Raw genomic sequence first — 24,240 nt, 5'->3', positions numbered from 1 at the left:
CCCTGCGCTGCGACTCCGGTCGGCCACCCGACCGACCGCGGGCCGACGCCCGCAGCGTCCGATCGACGTACTCTCGCTGACATGCTCACCCGCCGCCGACTGCTGCAGCTGTCCGGCGGGGTGGCGGCGCTCGGGCTTGGCGGCGGGGCGGCGTACGGCTCGCTGGTCGAGCTGCACGGCCTGCGGCTCGTGCGGCGTCCGCTGCCCGTCGAGAACCTGCCGGACGCGTGGGTCGGCCGGACGATCGTCCAGCTGACCGATGTGCACGTGGGGCCGCATGTGGCTGATGACTACGTGTTACGCACCTTCGACGCGGTCGCTCGGCTGGCCCCCGACGTGCTGGTCGTCACCGGCGACCTGACCAGCGACGAGCGTGGCATCGTCGAGCACGCGCAGCGCATCTACGCCCACCTGCCCGCCGGACGGCTCGCCACGCTGGCCATCCTTGGCAACCACGACTACGGACGCGACTGGAAGGACCTCGCCCACGCCGATGCGCTGGTGGCCGCGCTGAGCGACCGGATGCGGTTCCTGCGCAACGAGTCGATCGAGGTGGACGGGCTGCGGTTCTTCGGCACCGAGGACCTGTGGTCCGAGCAGTTGAGCCTGCGCACGACCCTGCGCGGCATCGACCCGGACTCCCCGGCCGTCGGGCTGGTGCACAACCCCGACGCGATCGACCTGGGCGGGTGGGGCGGCTACCGGGGCTGGGTGCTGTCGGGCCACACGCACGGCGGCCAGGTGCGTCCGCCGATCGGGCCGCCGCCGATGCTGCCGATCGTGAACCGCTGGTACGCGTCCGGCGAGTTCGAGATCGACGGCGGACGCCGCCTCTACGTCTGCCCCGGCGTCGGTCACGCGATCGTCCCGATCCGGATCAACTGCCCTCCCGAGGTGGCGGTGCACACTCTCCTCCGGGCCTGACACGCACTTCGCAGAGCCCCACCCACCAGAGCGCCCATGCGAATACTTGCGTATTCTGGGAATACGCTCGTATTCCCCTGGTGTCCGCGCAGGAGATAGCGATGCACCAGCCCAACAGCACAACGCCAGCGCTGCTTGGTGCTCGCCAGCCGACGGCCGCTCGCCCACTACGGATTCCGGCGCCCCCGGGCTCTGCGCGCCGTCTGGTGGGCGCTGCCGCTGGCCGTGATCCCGCTCATCGTGCTTCTCACCCTTTGGGTCGGAATCGCCTGGCACATCGCCTACGACTTCACGTCCTACCTCGGGGGCGACGCGCTCGACTCCGCCTCGTTGGCCGGCCTGGCGCTCGAGTGCGCGGTGCTGGGCTGGTACGCGGTGGTCCTGTGGCGGCGCTTGCCCGAAGCGACCACTCTCCGGGGTCTGGCAGTCTGAGCCCATGGACCTGACCCCGCGCCAAACCGGGCTCGCCGACGTCGCTTTAGCGTTGCTGGCCCGGGACGGTCTCGCGGGCGTTACCTTCCGAACAGTCGCCGCCGAGGCCGGGTTGTCGGTGGGCGCGGTCCAGAAGGCGTTCCCCTCCAAGAACGTGATGCTCGCCGCCATGGTCTCCCGCCTCCGCGCCACGGCGGCGTCCGCCGCCCTCGGCGAGCCCGGACGCCCCACCCTCCACGGCTGGCTGACCGAGTTGCTCCTGTCCGTCCTGCCCCTGGACGCCGTCCGCCGCGACTCCCAACTGCAGGCGAACGCCTTCTCGGAGCTGGCCGCTTACGACCCCGCGATCGGCGCCGCCATCGCCGCGAGCGACCACGAACTGACAAGCCAACTCGCGCTGCTCGTCCGTCGCTCGATCGGCGAGGGGGAGGTGCCGAGCACGGTTGATCCGGACGCCGTCGCGCGGCTCTGGCTGGCGCTGGCCCAGGGCCTGGCCAGCCAACTGCTGTACGCGCCTCGCCCCGAGGGCGCCGTCCGTGCCGACGTGGCTCTCGCGGTGGCGAAGCTGCTGAGGTGATTCATCCGGCTGCCTCGGGTCGGCGGTTAGACGGACGCGGTTTGGAGGCTGCTGGGTGGGTTCGCAGCGGCGGGCTCTCAAACCGCGTCGGTCGCCTCCAGAGCGCGTCAGCGAACCCGTGGGTGATCTTCGGCTAGTGCGACAACCCGGCCCATGACCCCCACGACCCCCGGTGAAGGCCGCCCCACCCAGGCCCACCAGTCTGTGATCCGAGATGCCCCGGACGCCGACTCGCGCCCGCGGCGTCCGGACGACACAGTGACCACCATGGACGTCGTGCGCCTCGGAATCGGTCCCCTCACCCCAGCTGAGGTCGTCGCGGTCGCCCGCGACGGCGTCCGGGTCGAGGTCACGGACGAGTGCCTGGACGCCGTCGGCGCGACCCGGCGGCACGTCGAGGCGCTGGCTGCGGCGGAGCGTCCGGTGTACGGGGTGTCGACCGGATTCGGGGCGTTGGCGACCAAGCACATCCCGGTCGAGCGGCGTGCGCAGTTGCAGCTGTCGCTGATCCGGTCGCACGCGGCGGGGTCGGGGCCGGAGGTCGAGCGGGAGGTGGTCCGGGCGCTGATGCTGCTGCGGCTGTCGACGCTGTGCACCGCGCGGACTGGCGTCCGGCCGATCGTCGTTCAAACCTACGCCGCCGCGCTCAACGCCGGCATCACGCCGATCGTGCGTGAGTACGGCTCGCTGGGGTGCTCGGGCGACCTCGCGCCGCTCGCGCATTGCGCGTTGGCCCTGCTGGGCGAGGGGGAGGTCCGGGACGCCTCGGGAGCGGTCCGTCCGGCCGGCGAGGCGCTGGCCGCGGCGGGCATCGATCCGCTGACCCTCGCCGAGAAGGAGGGACTCGCCCTCATCAACGGCACCGACGGCATGCTCGGGATGCTCGTCCTGGCCTGCCACGACTTCGGACGCCTGCTCACGGCGTCCGACGTTGTCGCGGCCATGTCGGTCGAGGCGCTGCTGGGCACCGACCACGTGCTGGCCCCCGACCTGGTCGGGATGCGTCCGCAGCCCGGGCAGCAGGCGGCGGCGGCCAACATGCGGCTCGCGCTGGCCGATTCGCCGATCGTGGCCTCGCACCGCGACGACCCGCACTGCCCCATCGTCCAGGACGCCTACTCGCTGCGGTGCGCCCCGCAGGTCGCAGGCGCCGGACGCGACACGCTCGATCACGCCCGCCGAATCGCCGGCCACGAGCTGGCCTCGGCGATCGACAACCCGGTCGTCACGCCAGACGGGCGGGTCGAGTCGAACGGCAACTTCCATGGCGCGCCGGTCGGGTACGTGCTCGACTTCCTCGCCATCGCCGCCGCGGACCTGGCGTCCATCTCGGAGCGCCGCACCGACCGGATGCTCGACGTGAAGCGGTCCAACGGGCTGCCCCCGTTCCTCGCCGACGACCCCGGCGTGGACTCCGGACACATGATCCTGCAGTACACCCAGGCCGGCATCGTCGCCGAGCTGAAGCGGCTGGCCGCGCCGGCGTCCGTCGACTCGATCCCGAGCTCGGCGATGCAGGAGGACCACGTCTCCCTCGGCTGGCACGCCGGACGCAAGCTGCGCCGCTCGCTGGACGGCCTCGCTCGGGTGTTGGCGTGCGAGGCCCTGAGCGCGGCCCGGTCGATCGACCTGCGCGGGCTCGGGTCCGCCCCCGCGACGGCCGCCGTCGTCGCGGCCCTGCGCGAGGGCGTGGCCGGCCCGGGACCGGACCGGTTCCTGTCGCCCGAGATCGAGGCGACGGTCGAGTTCGTGAAGTCCGGACGCCTCGTAGCGGCCGCCGAGAGGGTCACGGGTCCGCTGGCGTAGGCCTCGGGCCCGGAAGCCTGAGAGGGTTAGCGCCCGAGACCGGGCGACCGCGGCGTCCCACCGCTCGTAGAGCGACTCGGCCGACTCCGAGGCGTCCAGCGTCAGCGACCAGGTCCGCAGGTCCGTGCCGTCCGGCTCCCACCGGCGCCTGGCTCATGCCGGACGCCCTGGCTCGCGGCCCTGCATCCGGCGCGTCAACTCGGACGCCCCCGCACGCAGCGCCGCGACGACGGCGTCCGAGGTGCGCAGGGCCACACGCGACCGCCACGTGCAGCTCAACGCGGCCACGGGCAGACCGTGCAGGTCGAACACCGCAGCGCCGGCCGAGCGCAGGCCGGGGGTGACGAGCCCGACTTCCTCCGACCAGCCGCGCTGGCGCTCGACCGCCAGCTCGGACGCCAGCTCCGGCAGCGAGCGGGGGCCGCGTCCGGTGCGGGTGACGAAGTCGGACGGCCGCGCATACAACGCGTCCAGGTTGGCGGACCCGAGGTGGGCGAGCATCGCGCGTCCGTTGGCGGTGAGGTGCGCGGGCAGCAGGACGCCGACCGCCGTGATCAGCGCGGGCTCCAGTTCGGGGTCGCGGGACGGATGCTCCTTGCGCAAGTACAGCGTGTGATTGCCGCGCAGGACGCCGAGATGCACGACGATCTCGAGGCGCTCAGCGAGGCCCTGCATCACCGGACGCGCCAGCCGCTCGAGCTGATCGTGGGCGTCGTAGGGGTTGCCCAAATGATGCGCGGCGGCGCCCAGCGCGTAGCCGCGCGCCTCCGGCACGTAGACGACGAAACCGCGCGCCGCCAGCACCGTGAGGATGTGATAGGTCGACGAACGCGGCAGCCCCAGATCGCGCGCGATGGAGGACGCCTCGACCGTCCCGGTGCGGTGCGCCAGGTACGTGAGGATGTCGAGCGCCCGGCCCACCGCCGGGGAGGTGCTTGACTCCGTCGCCACTCCCGCACCGTAGCGTCTGCGGTGGCAGCCCCTGATCAAGAGTTGGGTAATTGCATCGAACAATCCCGGCGGCCGCCTGGGCAGGGGTGGCCCGCGAAGCCACCGACCAGCTTTCACGTCAGACGCGTCCCTGTGCGTCATGCGGTTCGGACTGGTTCTCCGAGCCCCGCGGTCCGATCGGAACTCAGCACCGATCGGACCGCCACTTTTAACCCCCCGGACGCCGCTGGCGCCGGTCCGCACGTGGCGTGATCAGGGGTCCGTTACGACGGCGACAAGGCCAGCTGCTCGCGCACCGCGTCCGCGCCCGCGGCGAAGGCCGCGCGGTTCACGGTCATCAGGTGGGCCTTCTTCTCCCCGAGCTTGGCCTGCATGGCGTGCAGGACACTCTCGGCGTCCACGCAGCTGGTCATCTCGCAGAACGCGCCCAGCATGACCATGTTGGTCGTCTTGAGGTTGCCCGCCCGATCGGCCAGCTCGTTCGCCGGCACGTAGAACGCGCGGACGTCGTCGCGGTCGACGCGGTCGTCGATGAGCGACGAGTTGATCAGCGCAGCGCCGCCGGGGATCAGGTCCTCGACGAACTTCATCGACGGCAGGTTCATGATGATGACGCTCGTCGCGTCCCCGTGGATGATCGGGGACGCCACTGGGGCGTCGTCCACGATGACGTCGCAGTTGGCAGTGCCGCCGCGCATCTCGGGTCCGTAGCTGGGCAGCCAGGAGGTCTGGCGTCCCTCGTCGAGGGCCGCCTGGGCGAGGAGCTGGCCCATCGTCATGATCCCCTGACCGCCGAACCCGGCCAGGATGATGCGCTCGTTATGCATGGTCGCTCTCCTTCGACGCGGACGCTGCGCGTCCTTGCTCAGGGATCGGCTGTTGGGCCATCGGCGTCGGCTCGCGGCGGGCGATGCCGGCGAGCGCGGCGGCTTCCTTCTTCGGGTCCCGCAGGTTGCCCAGCGGGTAGTACGGGATCATGTTTTCCTTGAGCCAGGTGAGCGCCTCGACGGGGTCGATGCCCCAGTTCGTCGGGCAGGTGGTGAGCACCTCGACGATCGAGAACCCCTCGCCGGCCAGCTGCACCTCGAAGGCCCGCTTGATGGCCTTCTTCGCCGCCTTCACGTGCGGCGGCGTGTCGGACGCCACCCGCTCGACGAAGGACGCCCCCGGGATCTGCGCCAGCATCTCCGAGACCCGCAGCGGGTAGCCGGCCGCGTACGGATCGCGCCCGTACGGCGACGTCGTGGTCTTCTGGCCGATCAGCGTCGTGGGGGCCATCTGGCCGCCCGTCATGCCGTAGATGGCGTTGTTGGCGAAGATCACCGTGATGTTCTCGGACCGGTGCGCCGCGTGCACGATCTCGGCCGTCCCGATGGACGCGAGGTCGCCGTCGCCCTGGTAGGTGAACACGACGTTGTCGGGCAGCACCCGCTTGATGCCGGTGGCCACCGCGGGCGCCCGTCCGTGAGACGACTGGCTCACGTCACAGTTGAAGTAGTCGTACGCGAGCGTCGAGCAGCCGACCGGCACCACGGCGACAGAGATGTCGATGACGCCGAGCTCTTCGAGCACCTCGCCGACGAGCCGGTGGACGATCCCGTGCGTGCAGCCGGGGCAGTAGTGCGTCTCGTGGGTGGTGAGGCCGAGGGTGCGCTTGAAGGCGGTGGTCATCGCCTGTCTCCCTTCTGGGGTCCGACGGCGTTGAGGGGCGCATCGCCCGGCTGGCCGTCCAGGATGGACTTCACGGCGTCCACGATGAGCGCCGGGGTCGGAATCATGCCGCCGGTGCGTCCGACGAAGTGGATGCGACGGCGTCCCTCGTTCGCGATGCGGACGTCGTCGATCATCTGGCCCATGCTCATCTCGACGACGAGCAGGTCCTTGACGCGCTCCGGCAGCGTGGCGAACGACCCCATCGGGAACGGGAAGAGCGTGATCGGCCTGATCAGCCCCACCTTGATGCCCTCGTCGGCCAGGTGCGCGATCGCCGACTTCGCGATGCGGGCGGTTGTACCGTAGGCCACGAGCACCAGGTCGGCGCCCTCGACGCCCAGCTCCTCCACGCGGACCTCGTTGGCCCTCATCGCCTCGTACTTGTCGAACAGGTGCTTGACGTGGGCTTCGAGCTCCTCGGGCTTGAGGAACAGCGAGTTGATGATGTTGCGGCGTCCGGGATGGGTCGCCACGCCCGTCGTCGCCCAAGGCTTCTCGATCGGGGACGCCGCGGGCGTCCGTCCGATCTCGACGGGCTCCATCATCTGGCCGAGCATGCCGTCGCCGACGATCATCACGGGGTTGCGGTAGAGGTCGGCCTTGTCGAAGGCCTCGCCCACCAGGTCGACCATCTCTTGCACGGTCGAGGGGGCGTAGACGAGCAGCTTGTAGTCGCCGTCGCCGCCGCCACGCGTGGCCTGGTTGTAGTCGCTCTGCGCCGGCTGGATGCCGCCGAGCCCCGGGCCGCCGCGGACGATGTTCACGATGACGCACGGCAACTCGGCGCCGGCAAGGTAGGAGATGCCCTCCTGCTTCAGCGCGATGCCCGGCGAGGACGATCCCGTCATCACCCGCGCGCCCGCGCCCGAGGCGCCGTAACACATGTTGATCGCGGACACCTCGCTCTCCGACTGCACGAACACCCCGCCCGCGCCCGGCAGGTGGCGGCTCATGTACTCGGGCAGCTCGCTCTGCGGCGTGATCGGGTAGCCGAAGAAGTACCGGCACCCTGCGGCGATCGCGGCGGCGCCGATGGCCTCGTTGCCCTTCATCAGGATCTTCGTCATGGCTAGCCCTTCGCCTCGGCGTCCGATGGGGTCACGCGGTCGAACTTCTCGACCTCGATCCCCTGGTCCGGGCACATGACCGCGCACATCGCGCAGCCGATGCACTCGTGCTCGCGTCCGGCGATGAAATGCGCCGGATGGTAGCCCTTGCGGTTGATCACCGTCTGGTCCATCTCGAGGGCATGCTGCGGGCAGGCGTTGACGCACAAGCCGCAGCCCTTGCAGAGCTCACCCTCGAAAGCCGCAGAACCCTTGGCCATCTGCCTCACATCCATTCATCTCGTAGGTGCATCCCCACCGGGAGCAGTTCCGCGTCCCCGGCCTCGCCGGGGTCAAGTGCCGCGAGGGCGTCCGGTATCGCGGCGACAAAGGCCAGTCGGACGCCGCACGCGCGGCTGACCTCCCGGCAGAGTTCCAGGCCGACGCGGACGTCGTCGACCGTGGTGTCCCGGAGCAGGTGGGTGGCCGACACCAGGCCGGTCACGGTGAGCCGCGTGGTGAACTCGATCTGTTCGAGGTGGCCCAGGACGCCCTCGAGCGTGGTGGTCTCTGGGCGGTACGCGTTCACGACCAGCAGCAGCTCGGACTCGCGGCGGTGGACGTCCGCGTAGAACTGGGCCAGGATCTTGGCGCCGGTCGAGTCGCCGCCCATGTCGAGGATGACCTGGGTGTCGGGCTCGGCGAGGGGTCCGCGGATCTCGGCCGAGATCGCCGGGATCTCGAGCGTGGTGATGTGGCCGAGGCTCGAGCTGATCACCCGGATGCCGGACGCCTCCAGGAGGTCGGCGCGCTCGCGCGAACGGAAGTAGGGGTTGACGATGTCGAGGTCGGCGAGGGCGACGCGATGTCCGGCGTGCGCCTCGCGGAGGGCGAGGTTCACGGCGAACTCGGTCTTGCCGCTGCCGTAGTGGCCGCAGATGATCCGGACCGGCTCGGCCCCGCTCGGCGTCTGACCCGTCAGGGAGCCGATCGTGGAGAAGCGGGACGCGTTCATCGGAGTAGCACCTCGTCCGCGAAGAGCTTGGCGGGTTCGATACCGCGCAGCACCCGGAGGGCTCCGTCGCGCAGGGCGGGCATCTCGTCCTCGCCGGGGTAGGTGACAACGTCGGCGATGAAGGAGACGCAGGCCGTGATGGCGGCGACGAAGGCGTGGTCGTGGGCGAGCCCGCCGGTGAGGACGATGGCGTCCACGTCACCGGCGAGCACCGCCGCGGCGGACCCGATCTCCTTGGCGACCTGGTAGGCCATGGCGTCGAGGGCCAGGCGGGCCTGCTCGTCGCCGGCCGTCGCGCGGGCCTCCGCCTCGCGGGCGTCGCTGGTGCCGAGCAGGGACGCGAGCCCGCCGCGCCCGGCCAGCAGTCGCCTGGTCTCGGCGGGGGTGTAGCGCCCGGACAGCACCAGCTTCGCCCAGGACGCCGTCGGCAGCCCGCCGGCTCGCTCGGGGGCGAAGGGTCCGTCACCGTCGAGGGCGTTGTTCACGTCGATGACGCGTCCGCGGCGATGCGCGCCCACCGAGATGCCGCCGCCGAGGTGGGCGACGATGAGGTTGAGATCCTCGTAGCGTCGTCCCTTGTCGGACGCGTCATGCCGGGCGACGGCCTTCTGGTTCAACGCGTGGAAGATCGACCGCCGCTCGATCTCTGGATGCCCGCTGTAGCGCGCCAGCGGCTCGAACTCGTCCACGACGACCGGATCCACGATGAACGCCTGGACCTGACCGCCATCACGTCCTGTGCTGGTGATTTCTCCGCTGGCAGAGCTTGTCGAAGCCCCATGCGCCCCTTCGACAGGCTCAGGGACCGGTCCGTTGGGCCGGGGAGCAGCGTGAGCCGCAGCCGCCAACTCGACGGCCAAGATGCCGCCCAGGTTGGACGCGTGCTCACCGGTGGGGTGCCGCAGCTCGTCGAGCAGGTCGGCGTCCACGAGGTAGGTCCCGCCCGCGACCGGACGGATCAGCCCGCCGCGTCCGACCACGGCGTCCAGGGTGTCGAGGCCGAAGCCCGCTTGGGCGAGGGCGTCCAGAATCAGGTCGCGCCGGAAGGACGCCTGCTGGGCGACGCGTCCGAAGGCGGCCAGCTCCTCGGCGGGGTGCCGGACCGTCACTGCGCACACCTCGGCTTCGTCGTCGAAGACCGCGATCTTCGTCGACGTGCTGCCGGGGTTGATGCACAGGACTCGACTCATGTGGCGTCCTGCTGGAGGCGGTCCGAGACCAGCATGGCGAGGGCGATCGAGTACAGCTTGGCCTGCTCGGTATCGACCCGGGAGGTCAACACGATCGGACGCCGCGCGCCCACGATGATGCCCGCGACCCACGCGTGGCCGAGGAAGACCAACGCCTTGTAGAACGCGTTGCCGGACTCGATCTGCGGCATCAGCAGTACGTCGCAGTCGCCGGCGACTTCGCTGGTGATGCCCTTGGCCAGGGCGGCCTCGCGGTTGATGGCGTTGTCGATGGCGAACGGTCCGTCGACGAGCGCGCCGGGGATGTCGCGGGTGCGCAGGTCGGCGGCGTCTGTGGTGGCCTGCATCTTCGGGTTGACCTTCTCTTTGGCCGCAACGACCGCGACCTTGGCGATGTCGATGCCGAGCGCGCGTGTCACCTGGAGCGAGTTCTTGATGATCTCGGCCTTCGTGTCGGCGTCCGGGGCGATGTTCATGCCACCGTCGGTCATCGCGAGCAGCTTGTCGTAGTGGTGCAGTTCGAACAGCGCGACGTGGCTCAGCACCTTGTTGTGGCGCAGGCCGTGCTCCTTGTCGAGGACCGCGTGCAACATGATGTTGGTGTCGATGTTGCCCTTCATCAAGATGTCGGCCTGACCCTCGGCGACCAGCCGGACGGCCGTCACGGCGGCGTCCTGCAGGGTGGGGGCGTGGACGATCTCGTAGGGCTCGGGGTCGATGCCGAGGGCGTCCAGTTCGGTGCGGATCGTCGCCTCGTCCCCCACCAAGATCGAGGACGCGATGCCCAGCGCGCGCGCCTTCTCGACGGCCTCCAGCGCCTCGGCGTTGTCGCCGCCGCACACCGCGATCTTGCGGTTGGGCAGCTGGACGGCGCGGGCGAGGATCTCGGCGAAATGGGTGATCATGCGTGCTCCTGATCCGTGGTAATGATGGAAGAGGCGTAGTCGCGTGGGGTTTCCTCGCCGGCCAGGACGCGTCCGGCGCCCTCGGCGAGCGCCGTGAGTTCGTCCTCGCCGGGGTGGACGCGAACGGGCGCGATCCAGCCGATGCGGTCGATGATCGCCTCGGTGAGGATCGTCGAATGGGCCGCGCCGCCGGTGATCAGGATCGCGTCGACGCGTCCGGACAGCACCGTCGCGTACGCGCCGATCGCCTTGGCGACCTGGTAGGCCATGGCGTCCAACACCTCGGCGGCGGCCTGGTCGCCGGCGGCGATCCGGCGCTCGACCTCGACCAGGTCGTTGGTGCCCAGGTAGGCGCTGACGCCGCCCTCGCGGTGCAAGAACGTTTTGGCGGACGCCCAGTTCGGCAGGCGTCCGGAGTGGATCAACTCCGCCAACTGGCCGCACGGCAGGCTGCCGGTGCGCTCGGGAGAGAAGGGTCCCTCTTCGTTGGCGTTGTTGGCGTCGACCATGCGTCCGGCCTGGATGGCGACGATCGAGATGCCGCCGCCGAGGTGGGCGACCACGAGATGGGCGTCGTCCAGCCGGACGCCGCGGGCCGCGCAGTCGCGGCGCGCGACCGCCCGCACGTTGAGGGCGTGGACGAGGGAGATGCGCTCCAGGTCCGCGAGGCCCGCGACCCGTGCGACGGGCGCGAACTCGTCGGTCGCCACGGGGTCGACGATCAGGGCCTGGACGCCTCGCGGGTCGGCCAGCGCCCGCGCCAGTTGGCCGCCCAGGTTGGACGCGTGGTCACCCCGGACGCCAGCGCGCAGATCGGCGAGCATGGTGTCACAGACGGCGTACGTGCCGGACGGGATCGCCCGCAGCAGCCCGCCGCGTCCGACGACGGCGTCCAGCGTGTGACCGGGCTGGGACGCGAGCCAGTCGACGATCGCGGCGAGGCGTCCGTCGAAGGTGGCCGACTCCGCCGACGCGTGGCGAAGTGTCATGGACGCGAGCTGATCGCGTCCGGAGAAGAGGGCGATCTTGGTCGAGGTCGAGCCGGGATCGATGGCGAGGATGGTGTGCGCGACGGCCCGCTCGGGTCCAGCAGCGCCTGCTGGCGAGCGGCGTTCGGTCGTGGCCAGGGTCTCTGGGCCTGTCGCGTTCGTCATCATCGTCGTGCGATGTTGTGGACGCCGGGCCGAGCGCCGCGTTGGTGGTGCGGCGTCCGGGCGCTGACTTCCGTGTCAGCCGGTCGTCCTGCGCCCACGTTAGTACGGCGATTCGACCCAAGCGCGAGAACTGTTAGGGCCGCGGGAGCTTGAGGCGAGACTTCCTCTTCACTTTGGCAAGTCCGCTGCCGCTAGGACCGTGAGGGGCGCCTGGGGTCCGCTAGGGCTTCGTCCAGCCCGCCAGCAGGACGCCCATGCTGTCGACCACCGACCTCGGCGAGGCGCCTGAGTAGTTGCTGATGCCCACGAAGGCGTAGTGGCGCCCGTCGCGTCCGGTGACGTAGCCCGACAGCGCGGTGACGCGGAAGGAGTCCGACAGGGTGCCGGTCTTGGCGCGCAGGTTGTAGGCGGCCGGGGTGCCGAGGAAGCGGTCGCGGATGGTGCCGCCGACGAGTTTGTCCGGGTGGCCGGCGACCGGAAGCGCGTTGTACCAGGCGCCGTACCAGGACTGGCCGCGCGCCCACAGCAGGAGCTTCATCAGCGCCCGCGGGGTGATCCGGTCGGCGTAGGACTGCCCCGACCCGTCACCGATCGTCAGCTCACCCGCACCAATGCCAGCTTTGGCGAGCACCGCCTTCGTGACCGCCGCGCCGCTCGCCCACGTCCCTTGCCCGCCGGAGGTCGCCCCGACCATCTTCATGACCTGCTCGGCCTGGGTGTTGTTCGAGAACTTCATCAGCTTGTAGATCACGCAGCTCATCGCGCACGAGTAGTGCGTCTGCAGGACGGGAGCCCCCGCGGGCGCCGCGCCGGTCGTCGTCTTGCCCACGACCTTGATGCCGTTGGCCGCCAGCGCCTTGCGGAAGATCGCGGCGGCGTACAGCGCCGGGGAGTTGACGGTGATCAGCTGGGACGCCGAGCTACGAACGGCGACGCGTCCGCTGACGGTGATCGTGCCGGACGCCGAGCGGTGCACGCTGATCGACGTGCCGGTGCCGGCGCGTCCGGTGGTGGTCTTGTTGACGATCGTCACGTAGCCGGACGCCGGGGCCGGAGACAGCGTGATCGTCGCCCTCGATCCCACGCGCTTGCCGGACGCCGTCACGATCGTCGTGCCCGCGGCGCCGTCGGCGTTGGAGGTCACGGTCAGGGCGGCGACCTGGGCGGCGTCCGACTGCTCGAAGATCCGGGCGGGCCAGCCGGCGTTGTAGCGGCTGTCGTCGAAGAAGGAGGCGTCCGCGACGAGCGTGCCCGTGATCTTCTTCACCCCGGACGCCCGCAGCTGCCCGGCCAGGCCGATCAGGTCGGCCTCGGTCAGGGTCGGATCGCCGAAGCCCTTCAAGTACAGGTTGCCGCCGATTACGCCGCGCGCCGGCGCCTTGGACGCCAGCACCTTCGTCGGCACCTGGTAGTCGGGTCCGAGAGTGGCGAGGGCGGCCGCGGTGGTCAGCATCTTCATGTTGGACGCCGGCACGAGCATCGCGTCCGGGTTGCGTGCGTAGATCTCCTCGCCGGTGTCCGCGTCGACGACCACGGCGCCGACGGTGGCGTTCGTGACGGCGGGATCGGTCATGAGCGCTTCGATCCTGCTTGTCAGGGCCGGATCAGGCGAGGCCGCGAGGGCGTGCGTCCCGCCGGTCAGCACCAGCGCGACCGCCAGCAGCGACGCGGCGAATGACTTCACGATTCTGGACATGCTCCGCGCCTTCTTCCCCCGTTGGCTGCTCGGTGGCACGACGCTAATGCAGCGACGGCCGTGCGCGGGAGGGGTTTCGCCTGACGGTGTCGGACGCCGCAGGCGTCTCGCATCCGGCGTTTCCAGAAACCATGCTCGATCGACGACACGTCGGCCGAGGCGGACCGACCCTGCATCGCATGGGATGCCCCGGGACGTCTGGCATCCGAGACCGGCCCCGACCCCTCGCGCGGGACCCCACCCGGGACGTTACGTTGCCAGCCATGAGCGCCCAGATCGTCGAATGCGTCCCCAACTTCTCCGAAGGACGCGACCTCGCGAAGATCAAGCAGATCACCGACGCCATCGAGGCAGTCTCTGGCGTGACGCTGCTGGACGTTGATCCCGGCGCTGACACCAACCGCACGGTCGTGACGTTCATCGGCTCCCCGGACGCCGTGGCCGAGGGCGCGTTCGCGGCGATCGCGACGGCGGCGTCCGTGCTGGACATGACGACCCACACCGGATCGCACCCGCGGATGGGCGCGACGGACGTGTGCCCGTTCGTGCCCGTGCAGGGCATCACGCTGGACGAATGCGCCGAGATCGCCCGCACGGTCGGACGCCGCGCCGCCGACGAGCTCGGCATGCCGGTCTATCTGTACGAGGCGGCGGCGTCGACGCCCGAGCGGCAGAATCTGGCCGCCGTGCGCCGCGGCGAGTACGAAGGGCTGGCCGCGAAGCTGGCCGACCCGCACTGGCGTCCGGACTTCGGTCCCACCACCCCGCACCCGCGCGCGGGCGCGCTGATCATCGGGGCGCGTCCGTTCCTGATCGCGTACAACGTCACCCTGAACACCCGTGACAAGGCCCTGGCTACGGATATCGCCTTCGAGCTGCGCGAGAAGGGCCGCGTCGCCCGGACGCCCAACCCGTCCCCGATCTACTCGCGCGGGGCGATCCTGAAGTACGCCGAGGGCGCGTACCCGTGCGGGACGTGCGGGTTCGTCGGCGAGACGTTCGCCGCGGCGGCGGCCCACGCTAGCGACGCCCACGGCTACGACCTGCGGCACCTGCTCGACCTGAACGACGTCCCGGACGCCGTCGTGGGCCAAAAGGTCTACAAGCCCGGACTCTTCAGCCACTGCAAGGCCATCGGCTGGGTCGTCCCCGAGTACGACCGCGCGCAGATCTCCATCAACCTGACCGATTTCACGGTCACCCCGCCGCACCTCGTGCTCGAGGCCGCGCGGCGGCTGGCGACCGAGCGCGGGCTGGTCGTGACGGGGTCCGAGTTGGTCGGGCTGATCCCGTACGAGGCCCTCGCGGACGCCGGCCGCTACTACCTGCAGACGCAGGGCCGGACGCCCGGCGTCCCGACCTCGGACCTGCTGGCGACCGCGGTCCAGTCGATGGGGCTCTCGGACGTGTCGCCGTTCGACGTCGCCACCAAGGTGCTCGGCGCCCCCAAGACGGACGCCGGACCCTTGGTCAACCTGACCGTCGCCGGGCTCGCCGACGAGGTCTCGCGCGACACGCCCGCCCCCGGCGGCGGCTCGATCGCGGCCCTCGCGGGCGCGCTGGCCGCGGCGCTGGCGTCCATGGTCGCGGCGCTGACGCAGGGCCGCGGGGCGGCGTCCGACGTAGACGCGGCGATGGTCGAGATCTCGGTCGAGGCGCAGTCGGTCAAGAACCAACTGATCGCCGCCGTGGACGCCGACACCGACGCGTTCACGGCCTACATGGACGCCCGCCGCCTGCCCCAGGCGACCCCGGAGGCCAAGGCGGCCCGCGCCGCCGCCATGCAGGACGGGCTCAAGGTCGCCATCGACGTCCCGATGGGCACCGCGCGCGCCTCGTTGCGGGCGATGGAGCTCGCCGATCGCGTCACCCGCGAGGGCAACCAGGCGTCCCTGACGGACGGCGCGGTCGGGGTGCAGCTGGGCTTCGCCGGCGTCCGGGGCGCAGTCTGGAACGCCCTCATCAACCTCGCCCAGATCACGGACGCCGACTACGCGGCCGGCGTCCGGGCCGAGTGCGATCACCTCGTCGCCCGCGCCCGCGAGGTGCTGGCGGCCAACGGCGACTACGCGGACGCCAAGCTCGCCTGAGCCGGATCATCCCCCGGGAGGACCCGCACCGCCGCACGGAAGGACGAGGCCGCGCGTCGGCGTCCCTAGGTTGGGACCATGAGCATTGCCCACCCCACCTCACCGGGGCCGTCGGTCGTCGTCGGCTGCACCGGCATCGTCGCCGAGGGCGTGAAGCGCGCCTTCGGCGATGTGCGAGCCGTCGACGGCGTGACGTTCTCGGCACCGTCCGGGGCGGTGACGGCCCTGATCGGGCCGAACGGCTCCGGCAAGACGACCCTGCTGCTCGTGCTCGCGGGGCTGCTGCGTCCGGACGCCGGCACCGCCCGCGTCGGCGGCTTCGACATCGTCACCGAGAACCTGGCTGCGCGCGCGTCCGTCGGCTGGATGCCCGACAGCTTCGGCACCTGGGACGCCCTCACCTGCCGCGAGATCCTGCTGACGTTCGCTTCTGCCTACGGGCTATCGCCCGAGGCTGGACGCCGACGCGCGGCTTCGTTGTTCGAGCAGTTGCACCTCACCGAGTTCGCAGAGCGCCCCGCGCGGGTGCTCTCGCGCGGGCAGAAGCAGCGGCTCGGGCTCGCGCGGGCGCTGGTCCACGACCCGTGCGTGCTGCTGCTGGACGAGCCGGCGTCCGGGTTGGATCCACGCTCAAGGATCGAACTGCGCGATCTGCTGCGCGACCTCGCCCAGGAGGGCAAGACGGTGCTGGTCAGCTCGCACGTCCTCTCGGAGCTCGAAGAGGTCTACGACCACGCGGTCTTCCTGTCGAAGGGACGCACCGTCGAGGCCACCGCCGTCGACGCCCGCACCGCCGAGCGAGGCTGGCGACTGGACGCCCTCGACCCGGTCGCGCTGCGCACCTTCCTGGCTAACGCGGGCATCCCATGGGCGCGCTCGTCCGGGGGCGAGGTGATCGTCCAGCTCGCGGGCACGGACTCGGCCATGCAACTGGTCCGGGCTGCGGTCGCAGCGGGGGTCGCCCTGCACACCATTGCCCCCGTCGCCGGGCGGCTCGAAGAGGCCTACCTGGCCCTGGACGAGGAGCGGAAATGACCACCCCCACCACCCCCGGCGCGACCGCGGCACCCTCCGCTGCGCGTCCGGCCACGGGTCCGGGCACGGCAGCGCCCGGCGCGTCGGCGTCCCTCGGGTTCTTCCGCGGGCTCTGGATCGTGACGCGCCTCGAACTGGCGCAGCGCATCCGGTCGCGGAAGCTCTACGTCGCGCTCGCGATCTGGTTCGTCGTCATCGGCGCGGTAACCCTGCTGATGCTTGCGGCGTTCGAGCGCTCTCGCAGCCAGGGCGTCTCGTCAGCGTCGTTCGGGCCGGCGGCGTTCGGCACCATCACGCTCTTCGTCCTGGGACTGTCGCTGCTTGTCACCCCCACGTTCACCGCCCTGTCGATCAACGGTGACCGGGACGCCGGCACGCTCGCGATCCTGCAGGCGACGCGGCTGACGGCCGTCCAGATCGCGGGCGGCAAGCTGCTGGCGGCCTGGCTGCTGGCGCTGGGGTTCCTGGTCGCGGCCCTGCCCTGGATCATCGTCACGACCGTCATGGGCGGCATCTCGCCGCTGCAGGTCGTCGTGTGCTTCCTGGTCATGTTCGTCGAGGTCGCCATCGTCTGCGCCATCGGGCTGGGCTGGTCGGCCCTCATCGGACGCCCGGCCGGGTCGACCGTGATGACGTACGCCAGCGTGGCGCTGCTCAGCGCCATCCTGCCGATCGCGCTCGGCTTCGCGTCGATGCTCACCATGCGCGACGACACGGTCCGCATCTGGAACTACGCCGGCGACCCGACCGTGCTGACGACGCAGGCCAACGACTGGGCGGCGTCCGGATTCGCCCCGAGCAAGAGGCCGGACTGGTCCGCCTGCCACCCCGAGAACCAGGTCATCACGCGCCCGCACGTCGAGTCCATCTGGTGGCTGATCGCGCCCAACCCGTTCGTGATCGTCGCCGACGCGGCGCCGCTGCCGCCCGAGGCGCGCGGCAACCTCGAGACGTGGGCGGGCAGGTCCGGCGACCCGCTGGCCTTCCTGAGCCTGCTCACGCGGTCGCTCTCGCTGCCGCCGAGCAACGACCAGGACCAGTGCTCCTGGGCCCTGATGAGCGACAACCCGGCCTCGCGGAACTACGAGGTCCGCTCGACCTCCGACGGCTCGGCGTTCGTCGTGGACGCCAAGGGCAACGTCCTCGACACGGGCAGCCCGGTGCCGCGCCGCATCATCACGGCGAACACGCCGATCTGGCCGTGGGGGCTCGGGTTCAGCCTGCTGCTCGGAGCGGGCATGTTCTACGTGGCCGTGCGCCGGCTGTCGGTGCCGTACGGCGTCCTGCCGAAGGGCACGCGCGTCGCTTGACCCACCTCCGCTGAACGCCGGACGCCGCCGAGGCGTCCGGCGTTCGGCTTGTTAGCCCCTACCGGAGCAGGCCCGACGTGTGAGCCAGCACTACCAACTGGACGCGATCCCGGGCCCGCAGCTTGCTCAGCAGATGCCGGACGTGGGTCTTGACCGTCGTCTCCGACAAAAACAGCTGCCCGGCGATCTCGCCGTTGGACGCCCCCTGCGCGATCAGCAGCAGCACCTCGCGCTCGCGCTCGGTGATCAGGTCGAGCTGCGGCACCGGCGTCGGGGTGGGGGACGCCGCCACGCGGCTGAGCAGGCGCTTGGTCGCCGAGGGTGCGATGACGGCGTCGCCGGCGTGGACGGTCCGGATGGCGCTCAGGAGGTCGTCGGGCGGGGCGTTCTTGAGCAGGAACCCGGACGCCCCAGCGTTGATGGCGTCCAGCAGGTACTCGTCCAGGTCGTAGGTCGTCAGCATGATGATCTTCGGCCCCTCGGACGCCGCGGCGTCCGCGCTGGCCAGGATGCGACGGGTGGCCTCGATGCCGTCCAGGCCGGGCATACGGACGTCCATGAGGACGACGTCGCACGGCGTCCGGCTGAGCAACGCGACCGCGGACTGACCGTCGGACGCCTGCCCGACGACCCGCATGTCGGCCTGCGCGCCGACCACCATCGCCAGCCCGGCGCGGACCAGTTCCTGGTCGTCGACGAGCACCACCGTGATCTCAGACATCGCCCTCCTTGGACGTGATCGGCAGGACAGCCTGCACGCGGAAGCCGCCCTCGGACGGGCCGGCGGTGAAGCGTCCGCCGACGATTTCGGCGCGCTCGCGCATGCCGATGAGTCCGAGGCCGTGGCCGCCCATCGGGTCGTCGGCGGGCGCCGGCGAGGACCCGCCTTCGTTGGTGATGGTCAGCACGACCTGATCGTCGCGCCAGTCCTCGGCGACGATCACGCGGGCGCCGGCGCCGGCGTGCTTGAACGTGTTCGTGAGCGCCTCTTGGCAGATGCGGAACAGGGCCATCCGGGTGCCGGCGGGCAGGTTGCGCGGCTGGCCGACCCGCACCACGGACGCCGCCAGCCCCGCCGCCCGGGCGCGATCCACGAGCGCGTCGGTGGAGGCGTCGTCCGGCATGGGGGCCAGATCGGGGGCGTCCTCGCCGGAGCGCAGCAGGCCCAGGATCCGGCGGGTGTCGGTCAGCGCGGCGCGTCCGGTCTCGGCGATGGTGACGAAGGCGCGCTTGGACGCGTCCGCGTTGGCCGTGACGAAGCTGCCGCCGTCCGCCTGGGCGATCATGATCGCGAGGCTGTGGGCGAGCACGTCGTGCATCTCGCGGACAATCCGGATGCGTTCGGCCGCCACGGCCAGTTCGGCGGTGCGATGTTGGGCGTCGATCGCGGACGCCCGCGCGGCGCTGGCGAGGGCTAATGCGCGGCGGTCGACACGCCAGCGGAGGGCGACGAACGCGGCGGTGGCGCCGGCGACGACCGCGAGCGCCAGGCACACCCACGCTTCGGCTGTCACGCGCATACCCCTGTCATGCGTCCAGTATTGAGCTAGCGCCAGATACGTGCGCTTTTGGTTCGACCACCGACCAAAAGCGCACGTATCCGACGTCACGCCTTGAGCACGCGCGCCACCAAGGGCACGCCCGGCCGGTAGGCCAGGTGGAGATAGCTCGGGGCGTCCAAAAGGACGAGGTCGGCGCGGGCGCCGTGGCTGAGATGGCCCACGTCGGTCCGGCGCAGCGCCCGGGCGCCGCCGAGGGTGGCCGACCAGAGCGCCTCAGCCGGCGACATCCGCAGGGCCTGCACCGCGAGTGCGATCACGAAGGGCATCGACGTCGTGTAGCTGGTGCCCGGGTTGCAGTCGGCGCCCAGCGCTACGGTGACGCCGGCGTCCAGCAGGCGGCGCGCGTCCGGGTAGGCGTTACGGGTCGAGAAGTCGGCGGCTGGCAGCAGCGTGGCAACGGTGGTCGACTGCGCCAGCGCGTCCACGTCCGCGTCGGTGAGGTGGCAGCAGTGGTCGACGGACGCCGCGTCCAAATCGACCCCGATCCGGACGCCGTCGCCGGGGGTCAGCTGATTCGCGTGCACCCGGACGCCCAGCCCGGCGGCGCGTCCGGCCTCGAGGACGGCCCGGGTCTGCTCGGCGCTGAACGCCCCGCGCTCGCAGAAGGCGTCGATCCAGGCGGCGTGCGGAGCGCAGGCCGGGATCATTTCGTCGACGACCATCCGCACGTAGTCGTCCGCACGTCCGGCGTACTCGGGCGGCGGCACATGCGCTGCGAGCAAGGTCGCATCGTCAGCGTGACAACGGGCGATGCTGACCGATCGGAGTTCGTCGTGCACCGTCTGCCCGTAGCCCGACTTGCACTCGACGGTCGTGGTGCCGGCTCGGCGGTACTCCCCCAGCAAGCGCGTGACGTTGGTCGCGAGGGCGAGATCGGACGCCGCCCGCGTCGCTGCGATCGTGGTCCGGATGCCACCCGCGGCGTACGGCTGGCCCGTCATCCGGGCCTCGAACTCGGCCGCCCGCTCGCCCGCGAACACCAGGTGGCTGTGGCTCTCGACGAACCCCGGGATCACGGCCGCGCCCGCGGCGTCCAGGTTCTCGTCGGCGTCAGGGCAGCGCGACGAGGGTCCGACCCAGGCGACGCGTCCGTCCTCGACGACAAGCGCGGCGTCATGCAGCAGGCCCAGCGTGCCGTCGCCCATGCTCGGATCGTTCGTGACCAGCTCGCCGATGTTGACGACCCTCAGCGACATCGCCTCCTCCTCTCGTCAACACGGTTTTCGTCACTCTCACGGACGCCCAGGCGCATCCTTCGCCCATTCTGGACGCTGAGAGTGCGCAAATCCGGGTTCGCCGGCGTGAACTCTCGCTCCACCCCCCGGCCGCAGCCACCTCGCTGCGATAGCCGGGACCCGCGACCTGTAGTCGCCGTTCACAGGCCTTGTAGTCGCGCGGGCTCCACTGCGGGTCGTGGACGAAGGAGAGATCGAGGTGCTGGGGCGGTCAGGCGTCCAGCATCGGGATCCGGACGCCGCGCTCGCGGGCCACGTCGCGGGCGTGGGTGTAGCCCGCGTCCACGTGACGCATGACGCCGGTGCCCGGATCGTTCGTGAGCACCCGCGCGAGCTTCTCCGCCGCCAGCGGCGTCCCATCGGCGACGCAGACCTGGCCCGCGTGGATGGAGCGTCCGATCCCGACGCCACCGCCGTGATGAATCGACACCCAGCTCGCACCGGACGCCGTGTTCAGCAGCGCGTTGAGCAGCGGCCAGTCGGCGACGGCGTCCGTGCCGTCGAGCATGCCCTCGGTCTCGCGGTACGGGGACGCCACGGAGCCCGAGTCCAGGTGGTCGCGGCCGATGGCGATCGGGCCGATCTCGCCCGCCGCGACCAGCTCGTTGAACCGGACGCCGGCCCGCGCCCGCTCGCCGTAGCCCAGCCAGCAAATGCGTGCTGGCAAGCCCTGATAGTGGACGCGTTCTTGGGCCATCGTGATCCAGCGGCGCAGGTGCGCGTCGTCGCCGAACAGCTCGAGGATCGCCGCGTCCGTCTTGGCGATGTCCTCGGGGTCGCCCGACAGCGCGGCCCAACGGAAGGGTCCCTTGCCTTCTTCGAACAGCGGCCGGATGTACGCCGGCACAAACCCCGGGAACTCGAACGCCCGCGCGAAACCGCCCTTGCGGGCCTCGTCCCGAATGGAATTCCCGTAGTCGAAGACCTCGGCGCCGGCGTCCACGAAGCCGACCATCGCTGCGACGTGGGCGGCCATGGACGCCTGCGCGCGCGTGGTGAAGCCGGCCGGGTCGGCGGCAGCAGCGTCCTTCCAGTCGGCGAACGCCACCCCCACCGGCAGGTACTGCAGCGGGTCGTGCGCGGACGTTTGGTCCGTGACGACGTCGATCGTCACGTCGCCGGCGAGGTGCCGCGCCAGGATCGCCGGCACGAGTTCGGCCGCGTTGCCCTCGAGTCCGATCGACAGCGGACGTCTCGCGGCCTTCGCCTCGTTCGCCAGCCGCAGCGCGTCGTCCAGGTCGGACGCCATGACGTCCAGGTAGCGGTGCTCGATGCGCCGCTCGATCCGGGAGCGATCGCATTCGATGCAGATCGCCACGCCGTCGTTCATGGTCACCGCGAGCGGCTGCGCTCCGCCCATGCCACCCAGCCCGGCGGTCAGGGTGATCGTCCCGGCCAAGGTCCCTGACCCTGTCGAAGGGTCGCCGAACCGCTTCCGCGCCACTGCCCCGAACGTCTCGTACGTTCCCTGCAGGATGCCCTGGGTGCCGATGTAGATCCACGACCCGGCGGTCATCTGGCCGTACATCATCAGCCCTTGCCGCTCCAGGGATCGGAAGTGCTCCCAGTTCGCCCAGTCGCCGACGAGGTTCGAGTTGGCGATCAGCACGCGGGGGGCCCACTCGTGGGTCCGGAAGATCCCGACCGGCTTCCCGGACTGCACCAGCAGCGTCTCGTCCGCTTCCAAGTCCCGCAGCGACGCCACGATCGCGTCGAACGCCGCCCAGCCGCGCGCGGCCCGCCCGGAGCCGCCGTAGACCACCAGCTCGTCGGGATGCTCCGCCACCTCGGGGTCGAGGTTGTTCATCAGCATCCGCAGCGCGGCCTCCTGCGGCCAGCCCTTGCAGGTCAGCTCCGCCCCGCGCGGCGCCCGCACCGGGCGCGCCCCCGTCCAGTCCATGTCCACCTCCGGTTCGGACGCCGCCGCGCACGTCGCGCTGGCGTCCGGTCTCAGGTTTGCCGAATCAGAGGACGCGGCGGCGTCCCGCGATCGGGGCATCTGTGATCCGAGACCCGGTCGGAAGGCGTGAGGGGCCGCTCTTGACAGCTCGGAACGAATCGCCGCCGTCAGCCCGGCGCGGGCAGGGGGCGGAACCGGATCCCATGCTCGATGAGTGATCCGCAGCACTCGCCCGGCGTTTCGGCGATCGAGCATGGGATCTGGGAACCGACCTCAACGATGAAGGAACGGGCAGGATCCGACGCGCAAGACGGACCTGATGCTGAGCAGTCGTCAGCCGAGACCGAGGCAGTACGCCATCACGGCCTGTTGCACCGGCAGCAACGACCTCTTGAAGCCGTAGCCCACGAACGGACCAGGCGACTCGACGGCGTCCGCTGAGATCTCGTTGCCGCGGATGAACGGCGGGCACGGGTTGAGCAGCACGTCGGGCTTCGCGAGACGCAGCTTCTCCCGAGTCACGCGGTACGGCGCGAGCGCGTCGCGGTGGGGTCCGACCCCGTCGGTGAGCACGACGTCGGCCGTCGTGATGGCGGCGTCCAGGTTGTCGGTCCAGGTGAGTCCCGGGACGGCCAACTCGGCCGGGCAGCACTGGGTGAGCGAGAGTCCCAGCACGGACGCCAGCTCGGCCCACGCCCGCGCGATGTTGCCGTCCGCGCCGACGAACAGGAACCGAAGGCGTCCCAGCTCTGGACGCAACCCCCGCAGGGCGTACACGTCCGCGAGCACTTCGCAGGGGTGGTTGGCGCTGGTCATGGCGTTGATGACCGGCAGTTGCTGGGCGGCGGCGAGAGCGTCCAGCTTGGTGATGTCTCCGTGCCGGACCACCAGCAGCGACGCCCAGTTCGCGAGGTAGCCGGCGACGTCGGCGAGGCTTTCGGGCTTGTCGAGGGTCTCGGGCGGGAACACCATCGGCTGCAGGCCCATGAGGTGGGCGCCCCGCTCAAAGGTGACGCGGGTCCGCAGGCTGGACGCCGGGAAGAACAGCACGGCGCAGCCCTCGGTGCGCGGGCCCTCGCCGCGTGAGTAGGCGTCGGCGAGGTCGAAGATGACTTGGACCTCGTCGGCCGTCCAGTCGGTCAGTCGCACCAGATGACGCATGCTCGGTCCTCCTCACGCGGCCGGGCGCCAGCCGCCAGGGCCAACCTACGGAAACGCGCCGACCGCTGCGGCCAATCCGGCTGGCCGATTCATGGACGCCGGTGGCTGACCTTGTCGAAGCCCCGAGCAGCAGCGGCTTCGACAGGCTCAGCCAGCGATCCATCAACGCGCCCCAAGCCAGCGGCGTCCTTGCTGCGGGCGTCAACTGGGGCAGCGCAAATCCATGGGGAACTCCTGTTGGCGCACATCACCCGACCACTCTGGGTCGTGCGCCGTAGATAGGTGGCTTTGGCGTAAAGATCGAACGCACGCTTGGAGCCGGTGATGTTGGCGTCCGGGATCTCGGACACCGTCACCAGGTTCTTGTAGCCGTGCAGCTCGTCGACGCACAAGTAGTCGATGCCGGTCTCCTCGAACGTCAGCCCCGGATCGACCGGCATGTTGCGGGCGGCTTTGATGGCTCTTCAACCCTGCGGTGGGGGCATTGCCAGCCCACCGGCGAACTCCAACCTTCCCAAGGATCGGAGCCTCCGGACAC

23 protein-coding genes are annotated in these 24,240 nt (G+C 70.8%); 7 read left to right on the top strand and 16 right to left on the bottom strand.

What is annotated here, in order from left to right; translation table 11 throughout:
- Window positions 1–81: 81 nt before the first annotated feature.
- The 4 genes from FN821_RS08260 (at window position 82) to hutH (ending at window position 3,739) form a co-directional block, all read left to right on the top strand.
- A complete protein-coding gene (locus tag FN821_RS08260) occupies window positions 82–924 on the top strand; it encodes a metallophosphoesterase (protein ID WP_131172132.1) in 843 nt (280 codons plus the stop codon).
- A 138-nt stretch (window positions 925–1,062) separates the two neighbouring features.
- Window positions 1,063–1,356 (top strand): hypothetical protein, encoded by a 294-nt coding sequence (locus FN821_RS08255; RefSeq protein WP_131172131.1) that lies wholly within the window; start codon window positions 1,063–1,065, stop codon window positions 1,354–1,356.
- A 4-nt stretch (window positions 1,357–1,360) separates the two neighbouring features.
- The gene (locus tag FN821_RS08250) at window positions 1,361–1,933 is read left to right on the top strand and encodes a TetR family transcriptional regulator C-terminal domain-containing protein (RefSeq protein WP_131172130.1); all 573 of its coding nucleotides are present in this window, start codon (window positions 1,361–1,363) and stop codon (window positions 1,931–1,933) included.
- 267 nt (window positions 1,934–2,200) lie between these two features.
- Window positions 2,201–3,739 carry a histidine ammonia-lyase gene (hutH, locus tag FN821_RS08245; protein WP_131172189.1) on the top strand — a complete coding sequence of 513 codons (1,539 nt, stop codon included), beginning with the start codon at window positions 2,201–2,203 and terminating at the stop codon, window positions 3,737–3,739.
- A 153-nt stretch (window positions 3,740–3,892) separates the two neighbouring features.
- On the opposite strand, the gene FN821_RS08240 is transcribed toward hutH, so the two are convergent.
- The 10 genes from FN821_RS08240 to dacB all read right to left on the bottom strand — a co-directional run bounded on the left by FN821_RS08240 (window position 3,893) and on the right by dacB (window position 13,409).
- Window positions 3,893–4,690, bottom strand: a complete 798-nt coding sequence (locus FN821_RS08240; RefSeq protein WP_206662052.1) for an IclR family transcriptional regulator — start codon at window positions 4,688–4,690, stop codon at window positions 3,893–3,895.
- A 263-nt stretch (window positions 4,691–4,953) separates the two neighbouring features.
- Window positions 4,954–5,517 carry a 2-oxoacid:ferredoxin oxidoreductase subunit gamma family protein gene (locus tag FN821_RS08235; protein ID WP_131172128.1) on the bottom strand — a complete coding sequence of 188 codons (564 nt, stop codon included), beginning with the start codon at window positions 5,515–5,517 and terminating at the stop codon, window positions 4,954–4,956.
- Window positions 5,510–6,361: a thiamine pyrophosphate-dependent enzyme gene (locus tag FN821_RS08230; RefSeq protein WP_131172127.1), complete on the bottom strand. Its 852-nt coding sequence runs from the start codon at window positions 6,359–6,361 to the stop codon at window positions 5,510–5,512. The genes FN821_RS08235 and FN821_RS08230 overlap by 8 nt, the downstream gene beginning before the upstream one ends.
- Window positions 6,358–7,470, bottom strand: coding sequence for a 3-methyl-2-oxobutanoate dehydrogenase subunit VorB (locus FN821_RS08225; protein WP_131172126.1), 1,113 nt, complete (start codon window positions 7,468–7,470; stop codon window positions 6,358–6,360). Before FN821_RS08225 ends, FN821_RS08230 begins: the two co-directional genes overlap by 4 nt.
- Before the next feature lie 2 nt (window positions 7,471–7,472).
- Window positions 7,473–7,730, bottom strand: a complete 258-nt coding sequence (locus FN821_RS08220) for a 4Fe-4S dicluster domain-containing protein (RefSeq protein ID WP_131172125.1) — start codon at window positions 7,728–7,730, stop codon at window positions 7,473–7,475.
- A gap of 5 nt (window positions 7,731–7,735) precedes the next feature.
- A complete protein-coding gene (locus FN821_RS08215) occupies window positions 7,736–8,464 on the bottom strand; it encodes a tyrosine-protein kinase family protein (protein ID WP_131172124.1) in 729 nt (242 codons plus the stop codon).
- Window positions 8,461–9,654: a butyrate kinase gene (gene buk, locus FN821_RS08210; protein ID WP_131172123.1), complete on the bottom strand. Its 1,194-nt coding sequence runs from the start codon at window positions 9,652–9,654 to the stop codon at window positions 8,461–8,463. Before buk (FN821_RS08210) ends, FN821_RS08215 begins: the two co-directional genes overlap by 4 nt.
- Window positions 9,651–10,559, bottom strand: a complete 909-nt coding sequence (locus FN821_RS08205) for a bifunctional enoyl-CoA hydratase/phosphate acetyltransferase (protein WP_131172122.1) — start codon at window positions 10,557–10,559, stop codon at window positions 9,651–9,653. The genes buk (FN821_RS08210) and FN821_RS08205 overlap by 4 nt, the downstream gene beginning before the upstream one ends.
- Window positions 10,556–11,713 carry a butyrate kinase gene (buk, locus tag FN821_RS08200; RefSeq protein ID WP_131172121.1) on the bottom strand — a complete coding sequence of 386 codons (1,158 nt, stop codon included), beginning with the start codon at window positions 11,711–11,713 and terminating at the stop codon, window positions 10,556–10,558. Before buk (FN821_RS08200) ends, FN821_RS08205 begins: the two co-directional genes overlap by 4 nt.
- A gap of 220 nt (window positions 11,714–11,933) precedes the next feature.
- Window positions 11,934–13,409 carry a D-alanyl-D-alanine carboxypeptidase/D-alanyl-D-alanine endopeptidase gene (gene dacB / locus FN821_RS08195; protein WP_131172120.1) on the bottom strand — a complete coding sequence of 492 codons (1,476 nt, stop codon included), beginning with the start codon at window positions 13,407–13,409 and terminating at the stop codon, window positions 11,934–11,936.
- 263 nt (window positions 13,410–13,672) lie between these two features.
- Here dacB and ftcD point away from each other — a divergent pair, with 263 nt between their 5' ends.
- The 3 genes from ftcD to FN821_RS08180 all read left to right on the top strand — a co-directional run bounded on the left by ftcD (window position 13,673) and on the right by FN821_RS08180 (window position 17,844).
- The gene (gene ftcD, locus FN821_RS08190) at window positions 13,673–15,499 is read left to right on the top strand and encodes a glutamate formimidoyltransferase (RefSeq protein ID WP_131172119.1); all 1,827 of its coding nucleotides are present in this window, start codon (window positions 13,673–13,675) and stop codon (window positions 15,497–15,499) included.
- A gap of 78 nt (window positions 15,500–15,577) precedes the next feature.
- Window positions 15,578–16,534: an ABC transporter ATP-binding protein gene (locus FN821_RS08185; RefSeq protein ID WP_131172118.1), complete on the top strand. Its 957-nt coding sequence runs from the start codon at window positions 15,578–15,580 to the stop codon at window positions 16,532–16,534.
- Window positions 16,531–17,844, top strand: a complete 1,314-nt coding sequence (locus tag FN821_RS08180) for an ABC transporter permease (RefSeq protein ID WP_131172117.1) — start codon at window positions 16,531–16,533, stop codon at window positions 17,842–17,844. Before FN821_RS08185 ends, FN821_RS08180 begins: the two co-directional genes overlap by 4 nt.
- 58 nt (window positions 17,845–17,902) lie before the next feature.
- Here FN821_RS08180 and FN821_RS08175 read toward each other — a convergent pair whose 3' ends face one another.
- The 6 genes from FN821_RS08175 to FN821_RS08150 all read right to left on the bottom strand — a co-directional run bounded on the left by FN821_RS08175 (window position 17,903) and on the right by FN821_RS08150 (window position 24,142).
- Window positions 17,903–18,565, bottom strand: a complete 663-nt coding sequence (locus FN821_RS08175) for a response regulator (RefSeq protein ID WP_131172116.1) — start codon at window positions 18,563–18,565, stop codon at window positions 17,903–17,905.
- Window positions 18,558–19,358, bottom strand: coding sequence for a sensor histidine kinase (locus tag FN821_RS08170; protein ID WP_165489300.1), 801 nt, complete (start codon window positions 19,356–19,358; stop codon window positions 18,558–18,560). Before FN821_RS08170 ends, FN821_RS08175 begins: the two co-directional genes overlap by 8 nt.
- Window positions 19,359–19,450: 92 nt before the next feature.
- A complete protein-coding gene (hutI, locus tag FN821_RS08165) occupies window positions 19,451–20,602 on the bottom strand; it encodes an imidazolonepropionase (protein WP_131172114.1) in 1,152 nt (383 codons plus the stop codon).
- A 250-nt stretch (window positions 20,603–20,852) separates the two neighbouring features.
- The gene (gene hutU, locus FN821_RS08160; RefSeq protein ID WP_131172188.1) at window positions 20,853–22,541 is read right to left on the bottom strand and encodes a urocanate hydratase; all 1,689 of its coding nucleotides are present in this window, start codon (window positions 22,539–22,541) and stop codon (window positions 20,853–20,855) included.
- A 333-nt stretch (window positions 22,542–22,874) separates the two neighbouring features.
- Window positions 22,875–23,702, bottom strand: a complete 828-nt coding sequence (locus FN821_RS08155) for an ornithine carbamoyltransferase (RefSeq protein WP_131172113.1) — start codon at window positions 23,700–23,702, stop codon at window positions 22,875–22,877.
- Window positions 23,703–23,791: 89 nt separating this feature from the next.
- Window positions 23,792–24,142 carry a hypothetical protein gene (locus FN821_RS08150; RefSeq protein ID WP_131172112.1) on the bottom strand — a complete coding sequence of 117 codons (351 nt, stop codon included), beginning with the start codon at window positions 24,140–24,142 and terminating at the stop codon, window positions 23,792–23,794.
- Window positions 24,143–24,240 lie beyond the last annotated feature (98 nt).

The sequence above is a fragment of the Propioniciclava tarda genome (assembly GCF_900182665.1).
In the GTDB taxonomy this organism is placed as follows: domain Bacteria; phylum Actinomycetota; class Actinomycetes; order Propionibacteriales; family Propionibacteriaceae; genus Propioniciclava; species Propioniciclava tarda.
Note: the sequence above shows the minus strand (reverse complement) of the source record. Positions and strands in the feature narration are given on the sequence as shown.

Excerpts from the sequence above, each read along its gene's own strand:
- FN821_RS08150 (WP_131172112.1), bottom strand. The coding sequence starts at position 24,142 with ATGCCGGTCGATCCGGGGCTGACGTTCGAGGAGACCGGCATCGACTAC.
- FN821_RS08155 (WP_131172113.1), bottom strand. The coding sequence starts at position 23,702 with ATGCGTCATCTGGTGCGACTGACCGACTGGACGGCCGACGAGGTCCAA.
- buk (WP_131172121.1), bottom strand. The coding sequence starts at position 11,713 with ATGACGAACGCGACAGGCCCAGAGACCCTGGCCACGACCGAACGCCGC.
- hutI (WP_131172114.1), bottom strand. The coding sequence starts at position 20,602 with ATGTCGCTGAGGGTCGTCAACATCGGCGAGCTGGTCACGAACGATCCG.
- hutU (WP_131172188.1), bottom strand. The coding sequence starts at position 22,541 with ATGGACTGGACGGGGGCGCGCCCGGTGCGGGCGCCGCGCGGGGCGGAG.
- dacB (WP_131172120.1), bottom strand. The coding sequence starts at position 13,409 with ATGTCCAGAATCGTGAAGTCATTCGCCGCGTCGCTGCTGGCGGTCGCG.
- hutH (WP_131172189.1), top strand. The coding sequence starts at position 2,201 with ATGGACGTCGTGCGCCTCGGAATCGGTCCCCTCACCCCAGCTGAGGTC.
- FN821_RS08260 (WP_131172132.1), top strand. The coding sequence starts at position 82 with ATGCTCACCCGCCGCCGACTGCTGCAGCTGTCCGGCGGGGTGGCGGCG.
- FN821_RS08235 (WP_131172128.1), bottom strand. The coding sequence starts at position 5,517 with ATGCATAACGAGCGCATCATCCTGGCCGGGTTCGGCGGTCAGGGGATC.
- FN821_RS08175 (WP_131172116.1), bottom strand. The coding sequence starts at position 18,565 with ATGTCTGAGATCACGGTGGTGCTCGTCGACGACCAGGAACTGGTCCGC.
- ftcD (WP_131172119.1), top strand. The coding sequence starts at position 13,673 with ATGAGCGCCCAGATCGTCGAATGCGTCCCCAACTTCTCCGAAGGACGC.
- FN821_RS08225 (WP_131172126.1), bottom strand. The coding sequence starts at position 7,470 with ATGACGAAGATCCTGATGAAGGGCAACGAGGCCATCGGCGCCGCCGCG.
- FN821_RS08215 (WP_131172124.1), bottom strand. The coding sequence starts at position 8,464 with ATGAACGCGTCCCGCTTCTCCACGATCGGCTCCCTGACGGGTCAGACG.
- FN821_RS08230 (WP_131172127.1), bottom strand. The coding sequence starts at position 6,361 with ATGACCACCGCCTTCAAGCGCACCCTCGGCCTCACCACCCACGAGACG.
- FN821_RS08205 (WP_131172122.1), bottom strand. The coding sequence starts at position 10,559 with ATGATCACCCATTTCGCCGAGATCCTCGCCCGCGCCGTCCAGCTGCCC.
- FN821_RS08220 (WP_131172125.1), bottom strand. The coding sequence starts at position 7,730 with ATGGCCAAGGGTTCTGCGGCTTTCGAGGGTGAGCTCTGCAAGGGCTGC.
- FN821_RS08180 (WP_131172117.1), top strand. The coding sequence starts at position 16,531 with ATGACCACCCCCACCACCCCCGGCGCGACCGCGGCACCCTCCGCTGCG.
- buk (WP_131172123.1), bottom strand. The coding sequence starts at position 9,654 with ATGAGTCGAGTCCTGTGCATCAACCCCGGCAGCACGTCGACGAAGATC.
- FN821_RS08185 (WP_131172118.1), top strand. The coding sequence starts at position 15,578 with ATGAGCATTGCCCACCCCACCTCACCGGGGCCGTCGGTCGTCGTCGGC.
- FN821_RS08250 (WP_131172130.1), top strand. The coding sequence starts at position 1,361 with ATGGACCTGACCCCGCGCCAAACCGGGCTCGCCGACGTCGCTTTAGCG.